Here is an 18736-nt window from a genome sequence, read left to right as displayed (position 1 = left end):
CAGCGTAGCTTAAATATTGGTCTGCATCGAAAGGGTGCGGATTTTCGCTTCGATGCCTCACAGGCTGATCCGCAATGGTCGTGAAGCGACAGGCATTCAAAGGTATGCTGGGGCCCTGAATCTGACTTGCCCAATGGAGTGCCCGCGGTGTTCGCCTTAGATCAACGCCTGCAACAAGACACACTGGTCATCGGGGACTTCCCGCTGTGCCGCCTGCTGCTGTCCAACGACTCGAACTACCCGTGGTTTATCCTGGTCCCGCGCATCAACGGTATCAGCGAGGTGTTTCATCTGGATGTCGCAGATCAACAAAAACTCTGGGAAGAGACGACCGGTCTGGCGCAGTGGCTAAACGACGGTCTGGGCGCGGATAAAATGAATATCGGCGCGCTGGGTAACGTCGTCAGCCAGTTGCACGTGCATGTGATCGTGCGCAAGCGTGATGACGTCGCGTGGCCTTCGCCGGTATGGGGCAAGCATCCGGCTCGCCCTTATACGCAAGAACAGGTGGCGGCATTGCGTGCGCGTCTGCGCGAGCTGCTACCCGCCGACTTCAATTTTGCCCAGGGCTGAATCATGGACTTGCAAGAGCGTGTTACCGACCTGGAAAGCCGCCTGGCCTTTCAGGATGACACCATCGAGACCCTCAACGACATCCTGGTCACGCAGCAACGCGCGGTCGAGCGCCTGCAGTTGCAGATAACTGCGCTGCTCAAGCGCCAGGAAGAGATGGGCGGCCAATTCGAAACGTCCGAAGAAGAAGCACCACCGCCTCACTATTAATGGCGCCATGAAAAAACCGCGACCCAGCCAGGCTGGATCGCGGTTTTTTTTGCTGCGGGCAGCTGGACTCAGCGGCGCGGCAGTGCGGCAATCACGTCTTCGGCTTGCAAGCCTTTGTCGCGATTCATGACGGAGAACTCCACGCGCTGGCCTTCCACCAGGACGCGATGGCCTTCGCCGCGAATGGCCCGGAAGTGGACGAAAATATCATCGCCCGAATCGCGGGAAATAAAGCCGAAGCCTTTGGAGGTGTTGAACCACTTGACGGTACCGGTATCCCGATTGGTCATGTCGTAGGTTTGCGACGCGGCCGCCGGGGACGAGCGGTAGAAGCTGATGGCCAGGTGAAGAACAATGGCGACCACAGCAATGACCAGGCTGAGCAGGATGGCCGGGTGGCCGCCGACTTCAGGCATGGGTGCCAGGAGGGTGAGGGTTTGTACGACGACGGTCAGTACCAGCAGCGCGCTGACCAAGTTTTGCAGTTGATGACGAGTGCCCTTGTTCCAATAAGGAATCACGGGTGCCAGCGTCAGGTTGAGAAGGCCGAACAGAGCCAGATACAGCGCGTCGTGTTGTTGCAGGTACGGCAGGCTCTCTGGTTGCAGGCTCGGTATAAAGGACAGCAGCAACGCTGCAACGCCCGTTAGCAGGTGGACGATTTTCAACATTTTGATTAACTCACGTTAAGACGGATCACAAGGAAGAGCTGACTGGCACGGTTCGCTTCTGAACAATGGGAGGCGTTGGGCACGTACGCGGGTATCAGCCTATGCCGGCCACCGCAGACATTAACGATGGCGACACGCTGCCTATTTAACAGCAAAGGCCGTGCCTTCTCAAATCAAGCATTTCGCGGTGTTGCGAAGGGTTGGGCATTTCCGGAGCAAACGCTTGTCCTAGACAGGTGCGGGTGGTTTGGGTGGATTATTTGAGAATGTTCCTATCGTGATCAGCAAATCGTCCGCATGGGCGATTTGCCGCACCTTGCCCGCTGCGCATCACCGGCGCTCTTGCTAGAGTGGTGCTGCATCTGCTCAATGAATGTTTGTCAATTGAAGGGGATAACCATGGCAATCGATATCGGTATCAGTGAAGAAGATCGTAAATCCATCGTCGATGGGCTTTCGCGCCTGCTTTCCGATACCTATGTACTGTACCTGAAGACCCATAACTTCCATTGGAACGTCACGGGCCCGATGTTTCGTACGCTGCACTTGATGTTTGAAGAGCAGTACAACGAGCTGGCGCTGGCGGTGGACTCCATTGCCGAACGCATCCGTGCCCTCGGTTTCCCGGCGCCGGGTGCCTATTCGGTCTACGCGCGCCTGTCTTCCATCAAGGAAGAGGAGGGTGTGCCCAGCGCTGAAGAGATGATCAAGCAATTGGTGGAAGGTCAGGAGGCGGTCACTCGTACCGCGCGTGGCATTTTTCCGCTGCTCGACAAGGTCAGCGACGAACCGACCGCGGACCTGCTGACCCAGCGGATGCAGGTGCACGAGAAAACTGCATGGATGCTGCGTTCCCTGCTTGAGTCCAAGTAAGGCTCGGCCCTGAGCGGCGCCGTCCTGGCGCCGCTTGCATGTTTCTGCGCACTTCCTGGCGTTGTCCTACAGCTTTCAACTCCCTGTCTTCTGGCTCACCCCGCGCTTCGTGCTGTTTGATAGGCCCACTGCCCAATGGGAGAAACCCGTGGGCTGCTGTTTGGCAATGGAGTGTCAGGTGTATGTCACGTGCAGTATGTAATGGAGTTATGGAAGCCTGTGGCGTTCATAAGATAAAGGTCGATCCCTTTTCCAAGGGGTTCGACATGGGGCTGGCAAGGCCGCTGTCTCGATCAGTCAGGCTCAACGGGTTCTCAACATGCCTGCGTCTTGAGCAGATCTATTGGAATATCCTGACGGAAATCGCCAGGCTCAACGCCTGTTCAGTCAGTGCGTTGCTGTCTTACGTCGATCGGGAAGTGCACTTGCGTTATGGGGGGGTGAAGAGCTTCAGCGGTTTGGTCAGGGTGGTGTGCGTGGTTCACCTGCTAAAGGGGCGTGCGTCTTCGCCCAGCCCGGAGTAGCCCGGGTGCCCGGTGCCGGTCCGCCATCCTGGCGGGCAGGCTTTCGGGCAGAAAGCCGGCTGCGCTGCCTCGATTAACCAGATATAATCCCGCGCTTTGCTGCGCAGGCCGGGGCTTTACCCTTCGGGCAGGCGTGGCGCAGTAACGATCTGTTCGCGAGACATCGCCATGCCCATGTACGACTATCAATGTGCTTCCTGCGGTCATCAGTTGGAAGCCATCCAGAAGATCAGCGCAGCGCCGTTGGTCGATTGCCCGGCCTGCAAGGCCCCTGAGCTCAAGAAGATGTTGTCGATGCCGGGCTTCCGTCTGAGTGGCGGCGGCTGGTACGAGACCGATTTCAAGACCGGCGCCAAGAAGAACCTGGCGGGCGGCGACAAAGCAGACTGAGTTGAACTCTACGCGCAGGCTCCTGCATTATCCGTCCCCTGGCTTAAATGTCCGGTGACCGAGGCAGGCCTCCACCGAATTTCGAATTACGAGAAGTGAAACCACGACCATGATGCGCAGCCACTATTGCGGCCAACTGAACGAGACCCTGGAAGGTCAGGAAATCACCCTTTGCGGATGGGTTCACCGTCGCCGCGATCACGGCGGGGTGATCTTCCTCGACATCCGTGATCGTGACGGTCTGGCCCAGGTGGTGTTCGACCCGGACCGCGCCGAGAGCTTCGCCGCTGCCGACCGCGTGCGCAGCGAGTACGTCGTGAAAATCACCGGCAAGGTGCGTCTGCGTCCGGCCGGTGCCGTGAACAAGAACATGGCCTCCGGCGGTATCGAGGTGTTGGGCTACGAGCTGGAAGTGTTGAACGAGTCGGAAACCCCGCCGTTCCCGCTCAACGAATACTCCGATGTGGGCGAAGAGACCCGTCTGCGCTATCGCTTCCTGGACCTGCGCCGTCCTGAAATGGCCGAGAAGCTGCGTCTGCGTTCGCGCATGACCACCAGTATCCGTCGTTTCCTCGACGAAAACGGCTTCCTTGACGTTGAAACGCCGATCCTGACCCGGGCCACCCCGGAAGGCGCGCGTGACTACCTGGTGCCTAGCCGTACCCACGCCGGTTCGTTCTTCGCGTTGCCGCAATCACCGCAGCTGTTCAAGCAACTGCTGATGGTGGCCGGCTTCGACCGTTACTACCAGATCGCCAAATGCTTCCGCGACGAAGACCTGCGCGCCGACCGCCAGCCGGAATTCACCCAGATCGACATCGAGACCAGCTTCCTCGATGAAAAAGAGATCATGGGTATCACCGAACAAATGATCCGCAACCTGTTCAAGGAAGTGCTGGACCTGGAATTCGGTGACTTCCCGCACATGACGTTCGAAGAAGCCATGCGCCGCTACGGTTCCGACAAGCCCGACCTGCGTAACCCGCTGGAACTGGTGGACGTGGCCGACCAGCTTAAAGAAGTCGACTTCAAGGTGTTCAGCGGCCCGGCCAACGACCCTAAATGCCGCATCGCCGCTCTGCGCGTGCCTGGCGGCGCGAGCATGCCGCGCAAGCAGATCGACGACTACACCAAGTTTGTCGGCATCTACGGTGCCAAGGGCCTGGCTTACATCAAGGTCAACGAGCGCGCCAACGGCGTTGACGGCCTGCAGTCGCCGATTGTGAAGAACATCCCGGAAGCCAACCTGAATGTGATCCTTGATCGCGTCGGTGCGGTCGATGGCGATATCGTGTTCTTCGGCGCCGACAAGGCCAAGATCGTCAGCGAGGCCCTGGGCGCACTGCGTATCAAGCTCGGTCACGACCTGAACCTGCTGACCTGCGAGTGGGCGCCGATGTGGGTGGTTGACTTCCCGATGTTCGAAGAGAACGACGACGGCAGCTTCAGCGCCTTGCACCACCCGTTCACCGCGCCGAAATGCTCCCCTGCAGAGTTGGAAGCCAATCCGGCAGGCGCTTTGTCCCGAGCCTACGACATGGTGCTCAACGGCACCGAGTTGGGTGGCGGTTCGATCCGTATCCACCGCAAAGAGATGCAGCAAGCGGTTTTCCGCCTGCTGGGCATCAACGAAGCGGAACAGGAAGAGAAATTCGGCTTCCTGCTCGACGCCTTGAAATACGGTGCACCGCCACACGGTGGCCTGGCGTTCGGTCTGGACCGCCTGGTGATGCTGATGACCGGCGCCCAGTCGATCCGTGAAGTGATCGCCTTCCCGAAAACCCAGAGTGCTGCTGATGTGATGACGCAGGCTCCGGGCGTAGTCGATGCCAAGGCGTTGCGTGAACTGCACATCCGCCTGCGCGAGACGCCGAAGGCTGAGTAAGGCTGCTGCGTGAAAGCGCACTGAGGTTTACGCAGTCTAAAAAGGCGCATCTTCGGATGCGCCTTTGCGTTCCAAGGGCTGTGTTCAACAGATAGAAATCCGGCCTGGGGCAGGATTGACAAGGTTTCTAGAGAATTCGGAGTTGTGTTATGGCTGGCCATTCCAAGTGGGCGAACATCAAGCACCGCAAAGAGCGTCAGGATGCCAAGAAAGGCAAGATTTTTACCAAGTGGATCCGCGAACTGACCGTCGCTGCCCGTCAGGGTGGTGGTGATCCAGGTTCCAACCCGCGTCTGCGTCTGGCTCTGGACAAGGCGCTCGGCGCCAATATGAGCCGCGACATCATCGATCGCGCCGTGGCCCGTGGGGCCGGCGCGGCCGACACCGATGATATGGTCGAATTGACCTACGAAGGCTACGGCCCGGGCGGTGTGGCGGTAATGGTCGAATGCATGACCGACAACCGCAACCGCACCGCGGCTGCCGTGCGCCATGCGTTCAGCAAGTGCGGTGGCAACCTCGGTACTGACGGGTCGGTGGCCTACCTGTTCGAGCGCAAGGGGCAGATTACCTTCGCGCCGGGCACCGATGAAGACGCGCTGATGGAAGCGGCGATGGAGGCGGATGCCGATGATGTGGTGACCAACGAGGATGGCTCCATCGATGTGTTCACCTCGTTTGCCAGCTTTTATGCCGTGCGTAACGCGTTGGAGGCTGCCGGTTTCAAAGGCACCGACGCGGAAATCGTCATGCTGCCGACCACCAGCGCTGAATTGGACCTGGACGGCGCGCAGAAAGTGTTGAAATTGCTGGATATGCTTGAAGATCTGGACGATGTACAAAACGTCTATTCGAATGCCGACATTCCAGAGTCAGTGGCCGAACAGCTGGGCTGAAGTGCGATGTGGCTTCATTGTGGGAGGGGGCTTGCCCCCCGATAGCGGTGTATCAGTGGCTGTATGGGGTGACTGATACGCTGCAATCGGGGGCAAGCCCCCTCCCACATTGAATTTTCCCTGTATCAAAAAATTTGTTTAACCCAACCCGCAGGCGTTATGACTTTAATCCTAGGTATCGACCCCGGTTCGCGCATCACCGGTTTTGGCGTGGTGCAACACACCCCGCGCGGCTGTGTGTATGTTGCGTCGGGCTGTATCCGTACCGGTTCGGGTGAATTGGCCGAGCGCCTGCAGATCGTTTATCGGGGCGTGCGCGAAGTTATCCAGACCTACGGCCCGGTCACCATGGGTATTGAAAAAGTGTTCATGGCGAAAAACGCCGATTCCGCGTTGAAACTGGGCCAGGCCCGTGGCGCGGCCATCGTCGCCGGCGCGGAGGAGAGCATGGAGATCGCCGAGTACACCGCGACCCAGGTCAAGCAGGCCGTGGTCGGCACCGGCGCCGCCAACAAAGAGCAGGTGCAGATGATGGTCATGCACATGCTCAAGCTCACCGCAAAACCGCAGATTGACGCCTCTGACGCCCTGGCCATTGCCATTTGCCATGCCCATACCCGTTCCAGCCTGCTGCCTCACGGCCTCGGTACGGCACGCAGTCGTGGCGGGCGCCTGCGTCTCTGATAGCATCAGCGCAATCGTGATTTCCGGTCAGGCGTTGATCTGACCCTACGTGTTAAGGATCTGTACCGTGATTGGACGTTTGCGCGGCATCCTGGCTGAAAAACAGCCGCCGCACCTGATTCTGGACGTCAATGGGCTGGGGTATGAGCTGGAAGTCCCCATGACGACTCTGTATCGCCTGCCATCGGTCGGCGAGCCGATAACCCTGCATACCCATCTGGTGGTGCGCGAAGATGCGCAATTGCTCTATGGTTTCATTGGCAAGCGCGACCGCGATTTCTTCCGCGAACTGATCCGGTTGAATGGCGTAGGGCCCAAATTGGCACTCGCCTTGATGTCGAGCCTGGAGGTGGACGAGCTGGTGCGTGCCGTCTCGGCGCAGGACACCTCGGCGCTGACCAAGGTGCCAGGCGTGGGCAAGAAGACTGCCGAGCGCCTGCTGGTGGAACTCAAAGACCGCTTTAAAGCCTGGGAAGTGGTGCCGAGCATGTTCGCATTGGTTCCGAACCAGCCGGATATGCCGGCGGGCCAGGTTGCGAGCGCTGAAAGCGACGCCGTCAGTGCGCTGATCTCCCTGGGCTACAAGCCGCAGGAAGCCAGCAAAGCCGTGTCGGCGATCAAGGACAAGAACCTGAGCAGTGAAGACATGATCCGCCGCGCCCTGAAGGGAATGATTTAAGTGATTGAAGCAGATCGTCTGATTGCGGCCACCGGCCCGCGCGACCGTGAAGAAGTCCAGGACCGGGCCATTCGCCCCCTGAGCCTGGCCGAGTATATCGGCCAGCCCACCGTGCGCGAGCAGATGGAGCTGTTCATCCAGGCGGCGCGCGGGCGCAGTGAGTCCCTGGACCACACATTGATCTTCGGCCCGCCGGGGCTGGGCAAGACCACTCTGGCCAACATCATTGCCCAGGAGATGGGCGTGTCGATCAAGTCCACGTCCGGCCCGGTGCTGGAGCGTCCGGGCGACCTGGCGGCCCTGCTGACCAACCTTGAACCGCACGACGTGCTGTTTATCGATGAGATCCACCGTCTTTCGCCGATCGTCGAGGAAGTGTTGTACCCGGCAATGGAAGACTTCCAGCTCGACATCATGATCGGCGAAGGCCCGGCGGCCCGTTCAATCAAGCTCGACCTGCCACCCTTCACGCTGGTGGGCGCAACGACGCGTGCCGGGATGCTGACCAATCCTCTGCGAGACCGATTCGGGATTGTTCAACGTCTGGAGTTCTACAGCACGGCGGACCTGGCAACCATCGTCAGTCGTTCGGCGAGCATCCTCGGCTTGCCCCTGGACCCGGAAGGTTCGTTTGAAATCGCTCGGCGCGCACGCGGTACGCCGCGTATTGCCAACCGCTTGCTGCGTCGGGTGCGGGACTTCGCCGAAGTGCGCGCCAAAGGGCACATCACCAAGGCGGTGGCAGACCTGGCGCTGAACCTGCTGGATGTTGACGAACATGGCTTCGATCACCAGGACCGGCGGCTACTCTTGACCATGATCGAGAAGTTCGACGGTGGGCCGGTGGGCGTGGACAGCCTGGCGGCGGCCATCAGCGAAGAGCGCCATACCATTGAGGATGTGCTTGAACCGTACCTGATCCAGCAGGGTTACATCATGCGTACGCCAAGGGGGCGGGTGGTGACGCGCCATGCTTACCTGCACTTCGGGTTAAATATCCCGTCACGATTGGGCGAGATGCCCGTGGTAGACGAATTCCTCGATGCAGTGGACGATTAAAAGCGTTCGGCTTGACGATTTATTCCAGCTTTGTGCTGTCCCAGTGACTGGCGTCGTCATTCAGTCAGTGAAAATGTTTCAGAGAATTAAAAAACAGTTGCCTGGCCGGATTGGCAACCTCAGGAGTAAGCACTAGAGTATGCGCGCGCAAAACGGGGATCAGTCGTTCGCACATCGCTGTCGCGTTTATTACGAGGACACCGATGCCGGCGGCATCGTTTACTACGTCAATTATCTCAAGTTCATGGAGCGGGCCCGAACCGAGCGGCTACGGGAGCTGGGCTTTGCCCAATCCCAGCTGGCAGGGGAGGACCTGTTATTCGTCGTGCATTCCAGCGAGGCGCGTTACCACGCACCGGCGCGACTGGACGATGAGCTGCTGGTCAGCGCTGAAGTAATTGAATTGAACCGTGCCAGCCTGCGTTTCAAACAGCAGGTCAGGCGGGCAACGGATGCAACGCTGCTCTGTGAGGGGCAGTTTTTGGTGGCGTGTGTGCGCACCATCAGTTTGAAACCTCGGGCCATTCCCGAAACTCTACGTGTGGCCTTTGCCGCCGTGAGCGGCGCGGGTAAACAATCAAAGCAGGAGATTTAGCGTGGAACCTACCGTCGTCGACCATTCCTCCATGTGGAGCCTGGTCAGCAATGCCAGTGTCGTGGTTCAACTGGTGATGCTGATCCTGGTAGCCGCATCGGTTACCTCTTGGGTCATGATTTTTCAGCGCAGCAACCTGTTGCGTGCCGGTCGACGTGCCCTGGAGAGCTTTGAAGAGCGCTTCTGGTCGGGTATCGACCTGTCCAAGCTCTATCGCCAGGCCGGCAGCAACCCGGACCCGGATTCGGGCGTCGAGCAGATTTTCCGCGCCGGCTTCAAGGAGTTCTCCCGTCTGCGCCAGCAGCCAGGCGTAGACCCGGAAGCGGTCATGGAAGGCGTGGCCCGTGCCATGCGCGTGGCCATTTCCCGCGAGGAAGAGAAGCTTGAGCAGAGCCTGCCTTTTCTTGCCACCGTTGGTTCCGTCAGCCCCTACATCGGCTTGTTCGGTACCGTGTGGGGCATCATGAACTCCTTCCGCGGCCTGGCCCAGGCTCAGCAAGCGACCCTGGCTACCGTGGCACCTGGTATCGCCGAAGCCCTGATCGCTACCGCGATCGGCCTGTTCGCCGCCATTCCCGCGGTTATCGCCTACAACCGTTTTGCCGCGCGCGGCGAGAACCTGATTGGCCGTTACTACACCTTCGCCGATGAATTCCAGGCGATCCTGCACCGTAAAGTGCACACCAGCGAAGAATAAGCAGGTACTCCCCGATGGCTTTAATCACTCGAGCTCGAACCAAGCGCAAGCCGGTCGCCGAGATGAACGTAGTGCCTTACATCGACGTGATGCTGGTGCTGCTGGTGATCTTCATGGTGACCGCGCCGATGCTCAACCAGGGTGTGAAGGTTGACCTGCCCAAGGTTTCCAGCGAAGCCTTGCCTCAGGACAACAACACCCAGGTGCTGACCATTTCGATCAAGTCCGACAAGACCTATTACTGGAACCTTGGCAGCGAAGTCGATACTCAGAAGCAGCAGGACAAGGCCCTGACCTTGCCGGCGATGACCGACGCGGTGACCAAGATCATTCGCGCCGGTAACGAAGGCGGCAAGCGCACCCAGGTGTTCATCCGCGGCGACAAGTCGGTCGACTACGGCTCCGTCATGGGTGCCATGGGCGGACTGCAGAAGGCCGGCGTCGGTAACGTTGGCTTGATTACCGAGGCGCCCTGATGCAGCAACAGCGAGAGCCGTCCGCCTCGGAAAGCTACTTCTGGCCTAGTGTCTGGGCGATTGCCCTGCATGTCCTGGTGTTCGGCATGCTGTTCGTCAGCTTTGCCATGACCCCGGACCTGCCGCCAGCCAAGCCGATCGTGCAGGCGACCCTGTATCAGCTGAAATCGAAAAGCCAGGCCACTACCCAGACCAATCAGAAGATTGCCGGGGAGGCCCAGAAGTCGGCTGCGCGCCAGACTGAAGTCGAGCAGATGGAACAGAAGAAGGTCGAGCAGGAAGCGGTGAAGGCTGCTGCGGAACAAAAGAAAGAAGAGGCGGCTCAAAAGGCCGAGGAATCGAAAAAGGCTGACGAAGCCAAGAAGGCCGACGAGGCGAAAAAGGCTGATGAAGCCAAGAAAGCCGAGAAAGCCGCCGAAGCTAAAAAGGCCGAAGAGAAACAATTGGCTGATATAGCCAAGAAGAAATCTGAAGAAGAAGCCAAGAAAGCTGCCGAGGAAGAGGCCAAGAAAAAGGCCGCTGAGGAAGCCAAGAAGAAGATAGTCGAAGACGCGAAGAAAAAAGCCGCCGAAGACGCCAAGAAAAAAGCTGAAGCAGACGAGGCGAAGAAGAAAGTCGCCGAAGACGCGAAGAAGAAAGCTGCCGCCGACGCCCAGAAGAAAAAGGCCCAGGAAGCAGCGCGCAAATCCGCCGAAGAGAAAAAGGCTCAGGCCTTGGCAGATTTGCTTTCGGATACGCCGCAGCGTCAGCAAGCCTTGGCCGATGAACGCGGTGATGAAGTCGCGGGCAGTTTCGACGACCTGATTCGGGCGCGGGCAGCGGAAGGTTGGACGCGTCCACCTTCGGCACGCAAAGGCATGACAGTAGTGCTGCAGATCGGCATGTTGCCGGACGGTACGGTGACTTCGGTCAGCGTCGCCAAGTCCAGTGGTGACGGTTCGTTCGACAGTTCGGCGGTTGCCGCAGTCAAGAATATTGGCCGGTTGACCGAGATGCAGGGAATGAAACCAAGCGACTTCGCTCCCTATCGTTCATTCAAGATGACATTCACACCTGAGGATCTAGCCTTGTGAGAAACCTTCTTCGAGGAATGCTTGTCGTTATTTGCTGTATGGCAGGGATAGCGGCGGCGGATGAAAAGAACATCCTGGTCACCAGCGGCAGCGATCGGGCTACCCCGATCGCCGTAGTGCCGTTCGGTTGGCAGGGCGGCAGCGTATTGCCGGACGACATGGCTCAGATCGTCAGTGACGACCTGCGCAACTCCGGTTACTACGCACCGATTCCGAAAGGCAACATGATCAGCCAGCCGAACCAGGCCAGCGAAGTCGTGTTCCGTGACTGGAAAGCCGTCGGCGCCCAGTACCTGATGGTCGGCAACATTGTGCCGGCCGGCGGTCGTCTGCAGATCACGTACACGTTGTTCAACGTGGCGACAGAGCAGCAGGTCCTGACCGGCAGCGTGTCGGGTACCACCGATCAACTGCGGGATATGGCCCACTACATTTCAGACCAATCGTTTGAGAAACTGACCGGTATCAAGGGTGCCTTCTCGACGCGTCTGCTGTATGTGACGGCTGAACGTTTCTCCGTGGACAACACCCGCTACACCTTGCAGCGTTCGGACTACGACGGCGCGCGCGCAGTGACGTTGCTGCAATCGCGTGAGCCGATCCTGTCGCCGCGCTTTGCGCCCGATGGCAAGCGTATCGCCTATGTGTCTTTCGAACAGAAACGTCCGCGTATCTTTGTCCAGCACATCGATACCGGTCGCCGTGAGCAGATCACCAACTTCGAAGGCCTCAACGGTGCACCTGCCTGGTCGCCGGATGGTTCGCGCCTGGCGTTCGTGCTGTCCAAGGATGGCAACCCGGATATCTACGTGATGAACATGGCTTCGCGCCAGATCACCCGTGTCACCAGCGGCCCGGGCATCAACACCGAACCGTTCTGGGGTAAGGATGGTTCGACTATCTACTTCACCTCCGACCGTGGCGGTAAGCCGCAAATCTACAAGTCCAGCATTGGCGGTGGCGGTGCGGAGCGTGTGACCTTTATTGGTAACTACAACGCCAACCCTAAGCTTTCGGCCGATGAAAAGACGTTGGTGATGATTCACCGTCAGGATGGTTTCACTAATTTCCGGGTTGCGGCCCAGGATTTGCAGCGCGGAACCGTAAAAATCCTTACAGATACCAACCTTGATGAGTCAGCCACTGTTGCGCCCAACGGCACCATGGTAATCTACGCCACCCGCCAGCAGGGCCGGGGAGTCTTGATGCTCGTGTCCATTAACGGACGCGTAAGGCTCCCGCTTCCTACCGCACAAGGCGAAGTCAGAGAACCATCCTGGTCCCCTTACCTGAACTGACGCGGCGCTACAAAAAGATTTGCTTAACACACTGGGGTTCATTAGGAGTTTCACGATGGAAATGCTGAAGTTTGGTAAGTTTGCTGCTCTGGCTCTGGCTCTGTCCGTAGCCGTTGGTTGCTCGTCCAAAGGCGGCGACAATGCCGGTGAAGGCGCAGCTGTTGATCCAAACGCTGGTTACGGCGCTAACACTGGTGCAGTTGACGGCTCCCTGAGCGAAGAAGCTGCTCTGCGCGCTATCACCACTTTCTACTTCGAATACGACAGTTCGGACCTGAAGCCAGAAGCCATGCGCGCTCTGGACGTTCACGCGAAGGACCTGAAAGGTAACGGCGCTCGCGTTGTTCTGGAAGGTAACACCGACGAACGTGGTACTCGTGAGTACAACATGGCACTGGGCGAGCGTCGTGCGAAAGCCGTTCAACGCTACCTGGTCCTGCAAGGCGTTTCGCCAGCTCAGCTGGAACTGGTTTCCTACGGTAAAGAGCGTCCAGTTGCTACTGGCCACGACGAGCAGTCCTGGGCTCAAAACCGTCGCGTCGAACTGCGTAAGTAATTCGTCATGCGAACGTGCCGTCGTGCTCTGACTGTATTGGCTCTCAGCCTCGCACCGCTTGCGGTGTGGGCTGCGGTTCCTGTGGAAGATAGCAACTCTGGCTATAACAATAGCGGGAGCAGTTATCCGCCGGCAGGTTATGGCACGAACGGCGCCTATGCTGGGGGGGCGGCTACGTCCGCCCCCTCGGCACAGGGCGAACTGTTCAATCAGCTGCAACGCATGCAGGATCAATTGGCGCAGCAGCAAGGCGCGATTGAAGTTCTGCAGAATCAAGTGAACCAGCTCAAGCAAGAAGGCCTGGAGCGATACCAGGATCTTGATCGACGCATAGGAGCGGGCGTTACACCTGCCGCTACTCCTGATAATTCTTCTGCCGGTGGCGCGCCAAGCGCTGCTGCCGGTGGTGCGGCAGCGGGGGCCGCTGCTGCTGCTCAAGCTCCTGCCGCCAGCAGCGAACCGGGTGATCCGGCCAAGGAAAAACTGTATTACGATGCAGCCTTCGACCTGATCAAAGCCAAGGACTTCGATAAGGCCAGCCAGGCCTTTACCGCATTCCTGCGCAAATACCCCAACAGCCAGTACGCGGGTAATGCCCAATACTGGTTGGGTGAAGTCAACCTGGCAAAGGGGGATCTGCAGGGCGCGGGCCAGGCATTTGCCAAGGTCAGCCAACTGTACCCCAAACACGCCAAGGTGCCGGACTCGCTGTACAAACTCGCTGACGTAGAGCGCCGCCTGGGTCATACCGACAAGGTCAAAGGCATTCTGCAGCAGGTCGTAGCCCAATATCCGGGGACTTCCGCCGCTCAGTTGGCTCAACGGGATCTGCAGCGCCTGTAAGCGATGCTACCCGTTTAGAAGAAACCCGCGCCTGGCGCGGGTTTTTTCGTTAGAATCCACGCCCTTTTATGAAACACGCTTCCTGGGGCCTGCGCGTTGGCGGGGTTCCTTGAAGTGCCTGACGGAGGCGGACAGCCTGTTTAGCTGTTACGCCCGTGGCGACTATGCAAGACACATTACGTATTACCGAAGTTTTTTACTCGTTGCAGGGTGAAACGCGGACCGCTGGCCTGCCCACTGTGTTTGTACGGCTGACAGGTTGCCCGCTGCGTTGCCAATACTGTGACAGCGCTTACGCCTTCAGTGGCGGTACGGTGCGTACCCTCGACGACATCCTGGAACAGGTTGCCGGCTTTAAGCCTCGCTATGTCTGTGTGACCGGTGGTGAGCCGTTGGCCCAACCCAATGCCATCCCATTGCTTAAGCAATTATGCGATGCCGGGTATGAAGTGTCCCTGGAAACCAGCGGAGCCTTGGACATTTCCGCAGTCGACCCACGTGTCAGTCGCGTGGTCGACCTCAAGACCCCAGGCTCCAAGGAAGCTCATCGCAACCGTTACGAGAACATCGAGCTGCTGACGCCCAACGATCAGGTCAAGTTCGTTATCTGCTCTCGTGAGGATTACGACTGGGCGAACTCCAAGCTGATCCAATACGGTCTCGATCGTCGAGCTGGTGAAGTGCTGTTTTCGCCAAGTCACCACGACCTCAATGCCCGCGACCTGGCGGATTGGGTGGTGGCTGACAACCTGCCGGTGCGCTTGCAGTTGCAGTTGCACAAGTACCTGTGGAACGACGAGCCGGGTCGCTGAGAGGGCGAAGAATCGCCGCAATTACAGCCTCAACGCGTTTTTTCTGATTTATTTGAAATAAGGTGTTGAATAATCCTTAGAAATCAGTATTATACGCGCCACCACACAGCGGGTCGTTAGCTCAGTTGGTAGAGCAGTTGGCTTTTAACCAATTGGTCGTAGGTTCGAATCCCACACGACCCACCATTTTTAGCGGTTTAGAAAATCCGGAAGGCCCACGTAAGTGAGGATTTCCGGGTTTTTTTTTGCCCTATGGAATCTCCCGCAGCCAATATCACACGATGTGCATGCCCCGCGCCGCTTCGGCAGGCACCCGCGAATACTAGATTAGGCTTTTGAATCCATTCGATATTCTGTAGCCTTGCGCTGCTTCACCCGTGCTTGATGAACAATCACTTCGTCCGGCGGCGCCCGAAGGGCTCCAGAGCCGGTGGTACACTCGACTTTCGCGCTACTGCGCCTGCAGGTCTTGCGAACATGACGCAGATTTCCGAACGCCTACTGGTTCAAGCCCACCTCGATGCCAAGCAGCCCAAGGCCCTCAGCGCCGATGAAGAGGCGAGCCTGCGTAGCGCCATCGCCGCCGAGCTCAAGGCTCAGGATGCGGTGCTGGTGGCCCATTTTTACTGCGACCCGGTGATTCAGGCCCTGGCCGAAGAAACCGGTGGCTGTGTCTCCGATTCCCTGGAAATGGCCCGCTTCGGTGCCGCTCATCCGGCCAGGACCGTACTGGTCGCCGGCGTGCGTTTCATGGGGGAGACGGCCAAGATTCTCACCCCTGAAAAGCGCATTCTCATGCCCACACTGGAGGCGACCTGCTCGCTGGACCTGGGGTGCCCGGTGGATGAGTTTTCAGCGTTTTGCGATCAGCACCCCGAGCGTACCGTGGTGGTGTATGCCAATACGTCAGCTGCGGTCAAAGCCCGGGCCGACTGGGTGGTGACCTCCAGTTGTGCGCTGGAAATCGTCGAGAGCCTGATGGACAACGGCGAGACCATCATTTGGGGCCCGGACAAGCACTTGGGCACCTACATCCAGCGCCAGACCGGTGCGGACATGCTGTTGTGGGACGGTGCGTGCATCGTCCACGAAGAATTCAAGTCCAAGCAGTTGGAAGACATGAAGGCGCTGTATCCGGATGCAGCCATTCTGGTGCATCCCGAATCTCCGACGTCGGTGATCGAGCTGGCTGACGCGGTGGGCTCTACCAGCCAGTTGATCGCGGCGGCACAACGTTTACCGAACAAAACCTTTATCGTGGCGACCGACCGCGGCATCTTCTACAAGATGCAGCAGTTGTGCCCGGACAAAGTGTTTGTGGAGGCGCCTACGGCCGGTAACGGTGCTGCGTGTCGTAGTTGCGCACACTGCCCGTGGATGGCGATGAACACGCTGGAGCGCACCCTGCAGTGCCTGCGCGAGGGCAGCAACGAGATCTTCGTCGAGCCTTCCGTGATCCCCCACGCCGTGAGGCCGCTCAAGCGCATGCTGGATTTCACCCAGGCTGCACGCCTGAAGCTGGCCGGTAACGCATAGTCGAACGCGAAAAAAACAGGGAGGGAGGGGCTTGCTCCTCCCGCATTTTGAGCTCGTTCAGGCGGCGGGTTATCTTTTTTGCTTCGGAATCCGCACCAGCTGGGTGTCGGAATAGATGTCATGCCAGCTGCGTTTGTGCTTGTCGAACAGCGACCAGATAAACCCCAGCCCTACACACAACCACGACGCAATTGACACCACAAAGCGCAGCAGCGCCTGCCACAGGCTGATCCGCGAGCCGTCGGCATTCTGCACGCGCACGCCCCACACCTGCATGCCCAGGGTCTGCCCGGAATGGGTCCAGAATTTGGCGAAAAACCCGAACAGTACAAATAACAGAATCGTCGACAGTAATGGGTCTCCATCCAATGCGCCGGATTCGGTAAGCGTGCGCATCCTGGCTTCACCCACGAACGCGATCCAGATCAGTTTGTAGATGAACGCAGTGACGATCATCAGTGCGGTGCACAACAGGAAGTCATAGAACATCGCTGCCAGACGACGGCCCAGGCCCACGGCGGGGAATTCGCCTTGGGGGCTCAGCAAGGGTTTGGACATGGCAGGGCTCTCGGAAGAAAAAAGCCATTTTACGGAATTGCGCCCATAAAAAAGCCCCTGATGTCATATCAGGGGCTTTTTGTCGCAGAGGGAATCAGCCCTCTGCCTGAACTTCGTCAGCCTGCATGCCTTTCTGGCCTTGCACCGCAACGAAGGTCACTTTCTGGCCTTCTTTCAGGCTCTTGAAGCCGTTGCCCTGAATAGCGCGGAAATGCACGAACAGATCCGGACCGCTTTCTGGAGTGATAAAACCAAACCCTTTCTCGTCGTTAAACCACTTGACGGTACCGCTCTGACGATCAGCCATTTTCTTATTTCCTTGACGCTAAAAAATTAATGACAGCCCCTTTCCACACGAAAGAGTACTGGGCTGGGTTGCAGGAAAGTAAGAGACGTCGAACGGGTTGTAGCACAACTACTTCAGCTACTGCCCAGGTCCAGGTTCCAAGCGACCCATGCAAACACAGTGGGCAAACTCTACGCCAACTAATGCGGAAAAAACAAGCCCCGCTCATAGCCCCGTGTTTGCTTGGCTTCGTGCCACTTCGATGAATATAAGTCCACAGGCTTATTCGATAGAATCACTCACTTGTTATAGGTCGAACCAAGTAATAATTCCTATCGTGAATGCACTGTTATATGGCGGTCGCGTTACAGTTTAGTGCGCGTTTACGCGACCTCCGTTACTTATAGAAACAGTTACTCAGCCGCGATAGTAGCGCTGTGGCACAAATGGCAATTTACTTACACGAACCGGCACCTTTTTCCCACGCACCAAGGCAAAGACTTGCGTGTCCAGAGCGGTGAAGGCGCTGTTCAGGTAACCCATGGCCAGGGGGGCGCCCAAGCTCGGGCCGAAGCCGCCGCTGCAGACATGGCCGATCACGGCGCCGTCTTCGCCGACCAGCTCAGCGCCTTCACGTACAGGCGTGCGCTCCTGAGGCAGCAGGCCCACGCGCTTGCGATCCACGCCGACTTGTTGCTGGGTGAAGATCCGATCAGCGCCCGGAAAACCGCCGGCACGCGCTCCGTCGGCGCGGCGTGCCTTGGAGATTGCCCATAGCAGGCTGGCTTCGATCGGCGTGGTGTCAGTATTCATGTCATGGCCGTAGAGGCACAGCCCGGCTTCCAGGCGCAGGGAATCGCGGGCGCCCAGGCCGATGGGTTGCACTTCGGTCTCGGCCAGCAGGCTGCGCGCCAGGCTTTCGGCGCTCGCGGCCGGCACGGAAATTTCAAAACCGTCTTCGCCGGTGTAGCCGGAGCGGCTGACATAGCAATCCACACCCAGCAGGCGCACGGCGGCGAACTGCATAAACGTCATCCTGGTCACTTCCGGCGCCAGGCGCGCCAGCACCTTCACCGCCGCCGGGCCTTGCAGAGCCAGCAGGGCACGCTCTGCAAACAACGGCTCGATGGTGCATTGGTCGCCGATGTGCTGGCGCAGGTGAGCCAGGTCCTGATCCTTGCAGGCAGCGTTGACCACCAGGAACAGTTCGTCGTTACCCAGGTTCGCCACCATCAGGTCATCGAGGATGCCACCCTGATCGTTGGTAAACATCGCGTAGCGCTGCATGCCCACCGGCAGGTCAATGATGTCGACCGGTACGAGGGTTTCCAGGGCCTTGGCGGCATTGGCGCCGGTCAGACGGATCTGACCCATGTGGGACACATCGAACAACCCGGCCTGATCACGGGTGTGCTGGTGTTCCTTCATCACACCCAGCGGGTATTGCACCGGCATGTCGTAGCCGGCAAAGGGCACCATGCGGGCGCCAAGCTCGATGTGCAGGGCATGCAATGGGGTTTTCAACAGGGTTTCGGTGGACATGTTCAGCTCCTGAAAAACGT

General features: G+C 58.6%; 23 protein-coding genes and 1 tRNA gene. 20 read left to right on the top strand and 4 right to left on the bottom strand.

All coding sequences use genetic code 11. From position 1 onward, the window contains the following. Positions 1 to 147 precede the first annotated feature (147 nt). Both PSH94_RS20125 and PSH94_RS20120 read left to right on the top strand, forming a co-directional pair. Positions 148 to 573 carry an HIT domain-containing protein gene (locus PSH94_RS20125; RefSeq protein ID WP_305435616.1) on the top strand — a complete coding sequence of 142 codons (426 nt, stop codon included), beginning with the start codon at positions 148 to 150 and terminating at the stop codon, positions 571 to 573. Between the two features lie 3 nt (positions 574 to 576). Continuing rightward, positions 577 to 783: a SlyX family protein gene (locus tag PSH94_RS20120; protein ID WP_181079064.1), complete on the top strand. Its 207-nt coding sequence runs from the start codon at positions 577 to 579 to the stop codon at positions 781 to 783. A 68-nt stretch (positions 784 to 851) separates the two neighbouring features. Here the strand turns inward: PSH94_RS20120 and PSH94_RS20115 are convergent, their stop codons facing one another. Beyond that, positions 852 to 1454, bottom strand: coding sequence for a cold-shock protein (locus PSH94_RS20115; RefSeq protein ID WP_078734478.1), 603 nt, complete (start codon positions 1452 to 1454; stop codon positions 852 to 854). A gap of 399 nt (positions 1455 to 1853) precedes the next feature. On the opposite strand from PSH94_RS20115, the gene PSH94_RS20110 reads away from it, so the two are divergent. The 18 genes from PSH94_RS20110 (at position 1854) to nadA (ending at position 16330) form a co-directional block, all read left to right on the top strand. Beyond that, positions 1854 to 2327 carry a Dps family protein gene (locus PSH94_RS20110; RefSeq protein ID WP_181079066.1) on the top strand — a complete coding sequence of 158 codons (474 nt, stop codon included), beginning with the start codon at positions 1854 to 1856 and terminating at the stop codon, positions 2325 to 2327. 182 nt (positions 2328 to 2509) lie between these two features. After that, positions 2510 to 2851, top strand: coding sequence for a ribbon-helix-helix domain-containing protein (locus tag PSH94_RS20105; RefSeq protein WP_305435615.1), 342 nt, complete (start codon positions 2510 to 2512; stop codon positions 2849 to 2851). A gap of 168 nt (positions 2852 to 3019) precedes the next feature. Continuing rightward, complete coding sequence (locus PSH94_RS20100) at positions 3020 to 3241, top strand: FmdB family zinc ribbon protein (RefSeq protein ID WP_181079070.1); 222 nt, start codon at positions 3020 to 3022, stop codon at positions 3239 to 3241. Positions 3242 to 3350: 109 nt separating this feature from the next. Further along, a complete protein-coding gene (gene aspS, locus PSH94_RS20095) occupies positions 3351 to 5126 on the top strand; it encodes an aspartate--tRNA ligase (RefSeq protein WP_181079072.1) in 1776 nt (591 codons plus the stop codon). Positions 5127 to 5275: 149 nt separating this feature from the next. Continuing rightward, positions 5276 to 6022: a YebC/PmpR family DNA-binding transcriptional regulator gene (locus PSH94_RS20090; protein WP_124387983.1), complete on the top strand. Its 747-nt coding sequence runs from the start codon at positions 5276 to 5278 to the stop codon at positions 6020 to 6022. 159 nt (positions 6023 to 6181) lie between these two features. Then, positions 6182 to 6706, top strand: a complete 525-nt coding sequence (gene ruvC / locus PSH94_RS20085; protein ID WP_181079076.1) for a crossover junction endodeoxyribonuclease RuvC — start codon at positions 6182 to 6184, stop codon at positions 6704 to 6706. A gap of 67 nt (positions 6707 to 6773) precedes the next feature. Continuing rightward, the gene (ruvA, locus tag PSH94_RS20080; protein ID WP_181079078.1) at positions 6774 to 7385 is read left to right on the top strand and encodes a Holliday junction branch migration protein RuvA; all 612 of its coding nucleotides are present in this window, start codon (positions 6774 to 6776) and stop codon (positions 7383 to 7385) included. Then, positions 7386 to 8444: a Holliday junction branch migration DNA helicase RuvB gene (ruvB, locus tag PSH94_RS20075; protein WP_181079080.1), complete on the top strand. Its 1059-nt coding sequence runs from the start codon at positions 7386 to 7388 to the stop codon at positions 8442 to 8444. It begins immediately after the preceding gene. Between the two features lie 139 nt (positions 8445 to 8583). Beyond that, the gene (gene ybgC / locus PSH94_RS20070; RefSeq protein WP_181079082.1) at positions 8584 to 9039 is read left to right on the top strand and encodes a tol-pal system-associated acyl-CoA thioesterase; all 456 of its coding nucleotides are present in this window, start codon (positions 8584 to 8586) and stop codon (positions 9037 to 9039) included. A 1-nt stretch (position 9040) separates the two neighbouring features. Beyond that, positions 9041 to 9736, top strand: coding sequence for a protein TolQ (gene tolQ / locus PSH94_RS20065; protein WP_032890916.1), 696 nt, complete (start codon positions 9041 to 9043; stop codon positions 9734 to 9736). A 23-nt stretch (positions 9737 to 9759) separates the two neighbouring features. Next, positions 9760 to 10212: a protein TolR gene (tolR, locus tag PSH94_RS20060; protein ID WP_181079099.1), complete on the top strand. Its 453-nt coding sequence runs from the start codon at positions 9760 to 9762 to the stop codon at positions 10210 to 10212. Beyond that, positions 10212 to 11285 (top strand): cell envelope integrity protein TolA, encoded by a 1074-nt coding sequence (tolA, locus tag PSH94_RS20055; RefSeq protein WP_181079084.1) that lies wholly within the window; start codon positions 10212 to 10214, stop codon positions 11283 to 11285. Before tolR ends, tolA begins: the two co-directional genes overlap by 1 nt. Positions 11286 to 11302: 17 nt before the next feature. Then, the gene (gene tolB, locus PSH94_RS20050) at positions 11303 to 12583 is read left to right on the top strand and encodes a Tol-Pal system beta propeller repeat protein TolB (RefSeq protein WP_181079086.1); all 1281 of its coding nucleotides are present in this window, start codon (positions 11303 to 11305) and stop codon (positions 12581 to 12583) included. A gap of 55 nt (positions 12584 to 12638) precedes the next feature. After that, on the top strand, positions 12639 to 13139 hold the full coding sequence (pal, locus tag PSH94_RS20045) for a peptidoglycan-associated lipoprotein Pal (protein ID WP_181079088.1): 501 nt from the start codon (positions 12639 to 12641) through the stop codon (positions 13137 to 13139). Between the two features lie 6 nt (positions 13140 to 13145). After that, positions 13146 to 13982, top strand: a complete 837-nt coding sequence (gene ybgF / locus PSH94_RS20040; protein ID WP_181079090.1) for a tol-pal system protein YbgF — start codon at positions 13146 to 13148, stop codon at positions 13980 to 13982. A gap of 164 nt (positions 13983 to 14146) precedes the next feature. Further along, positions 14147 to 14794, top strand: coding sequence for a 7-carboxy-7-deazaguanine synthase QueE (gene queE, locus PSH94_RS20035; RefSeq protein WP_253509147.1), 648 nt, complete (start codon positions 14147 to 14149; stop codon positions 14792 to 14794). Positions 14795 to 14904: 110 nt separating this feature from the next. Continuing rightward, positions 14905 to 14980 (top strand) — tRNA-Lys (locus PSH94_RS20030). Between the two features lie 291 nt (positions 14981 to 15271). Then, positions 15272 to 16330 (top strand): quinolinate synthase NadA, encoded by a 1059-nt coding sequence (gene nadA, locus PSH94_RS20025; protein ID WP_181080065.1) that lies wholly within the window; start codon positions 15272 to 15274, stop codon positions 16328 to 16330. A 69-nt stretch (positions 16331 to 16399) separates the two neighbouring features. On the opposite strand, the gene PSH94_RS20020 is transcribed toward nadA, so the two are convergent. From PSH94_RS20020 to gcvT, 3 genes are all read right to left on the bottom strand, one after another. Beyond that, positions 16400 to 16888, bottom strand: a complete 489-nt coding sequence (locus PSH94_RS20020; protein WP_181080066.1) for an RDD family protein — start codon at positions 16886 to 16888, stop codon at positions 16400 to 16402. Between the two features lie 94 nt (positions 16889 to 16982). After that, positions 16983 to 17195, bottom strand: coding sequence for a cold-shock protein (locus tag PSH94_RS20015; protein ID WP_014339904.1), 213 nt, complete (start codon positions 17193 to 17195; stop codon positions 16983 to 16985). 396 nt (positions 17196 to 17591) lie between these two features. Continuing rightward, a complete protein-coding gene (gcvT, locus tag PSH94_RS20010) occupies positions 17592 to 18716 on the bottom strand; it encodes a glycine cleavage system aminomethyltransferase GcvT (RefSeq protein WP_305435614.1) in 1125 nt (374 codons plus the stop codon). Positions 18717 to 18736: the final 20 nt, after the last annotated feature.

The organism is Pseudomonas sp. FP2254, assembly GCF_030687695.1.
Lineage (GTDB): Bacteria > Pseudomonadota > Gammaproteobacteria > Pseudomonadales > Pseudomonadaceae > Aquipseudomonas > Aquipseudomonas quebecensis.
This window is presented reverse-complemented; position numbering and strand designations above follow the sequence as displayed.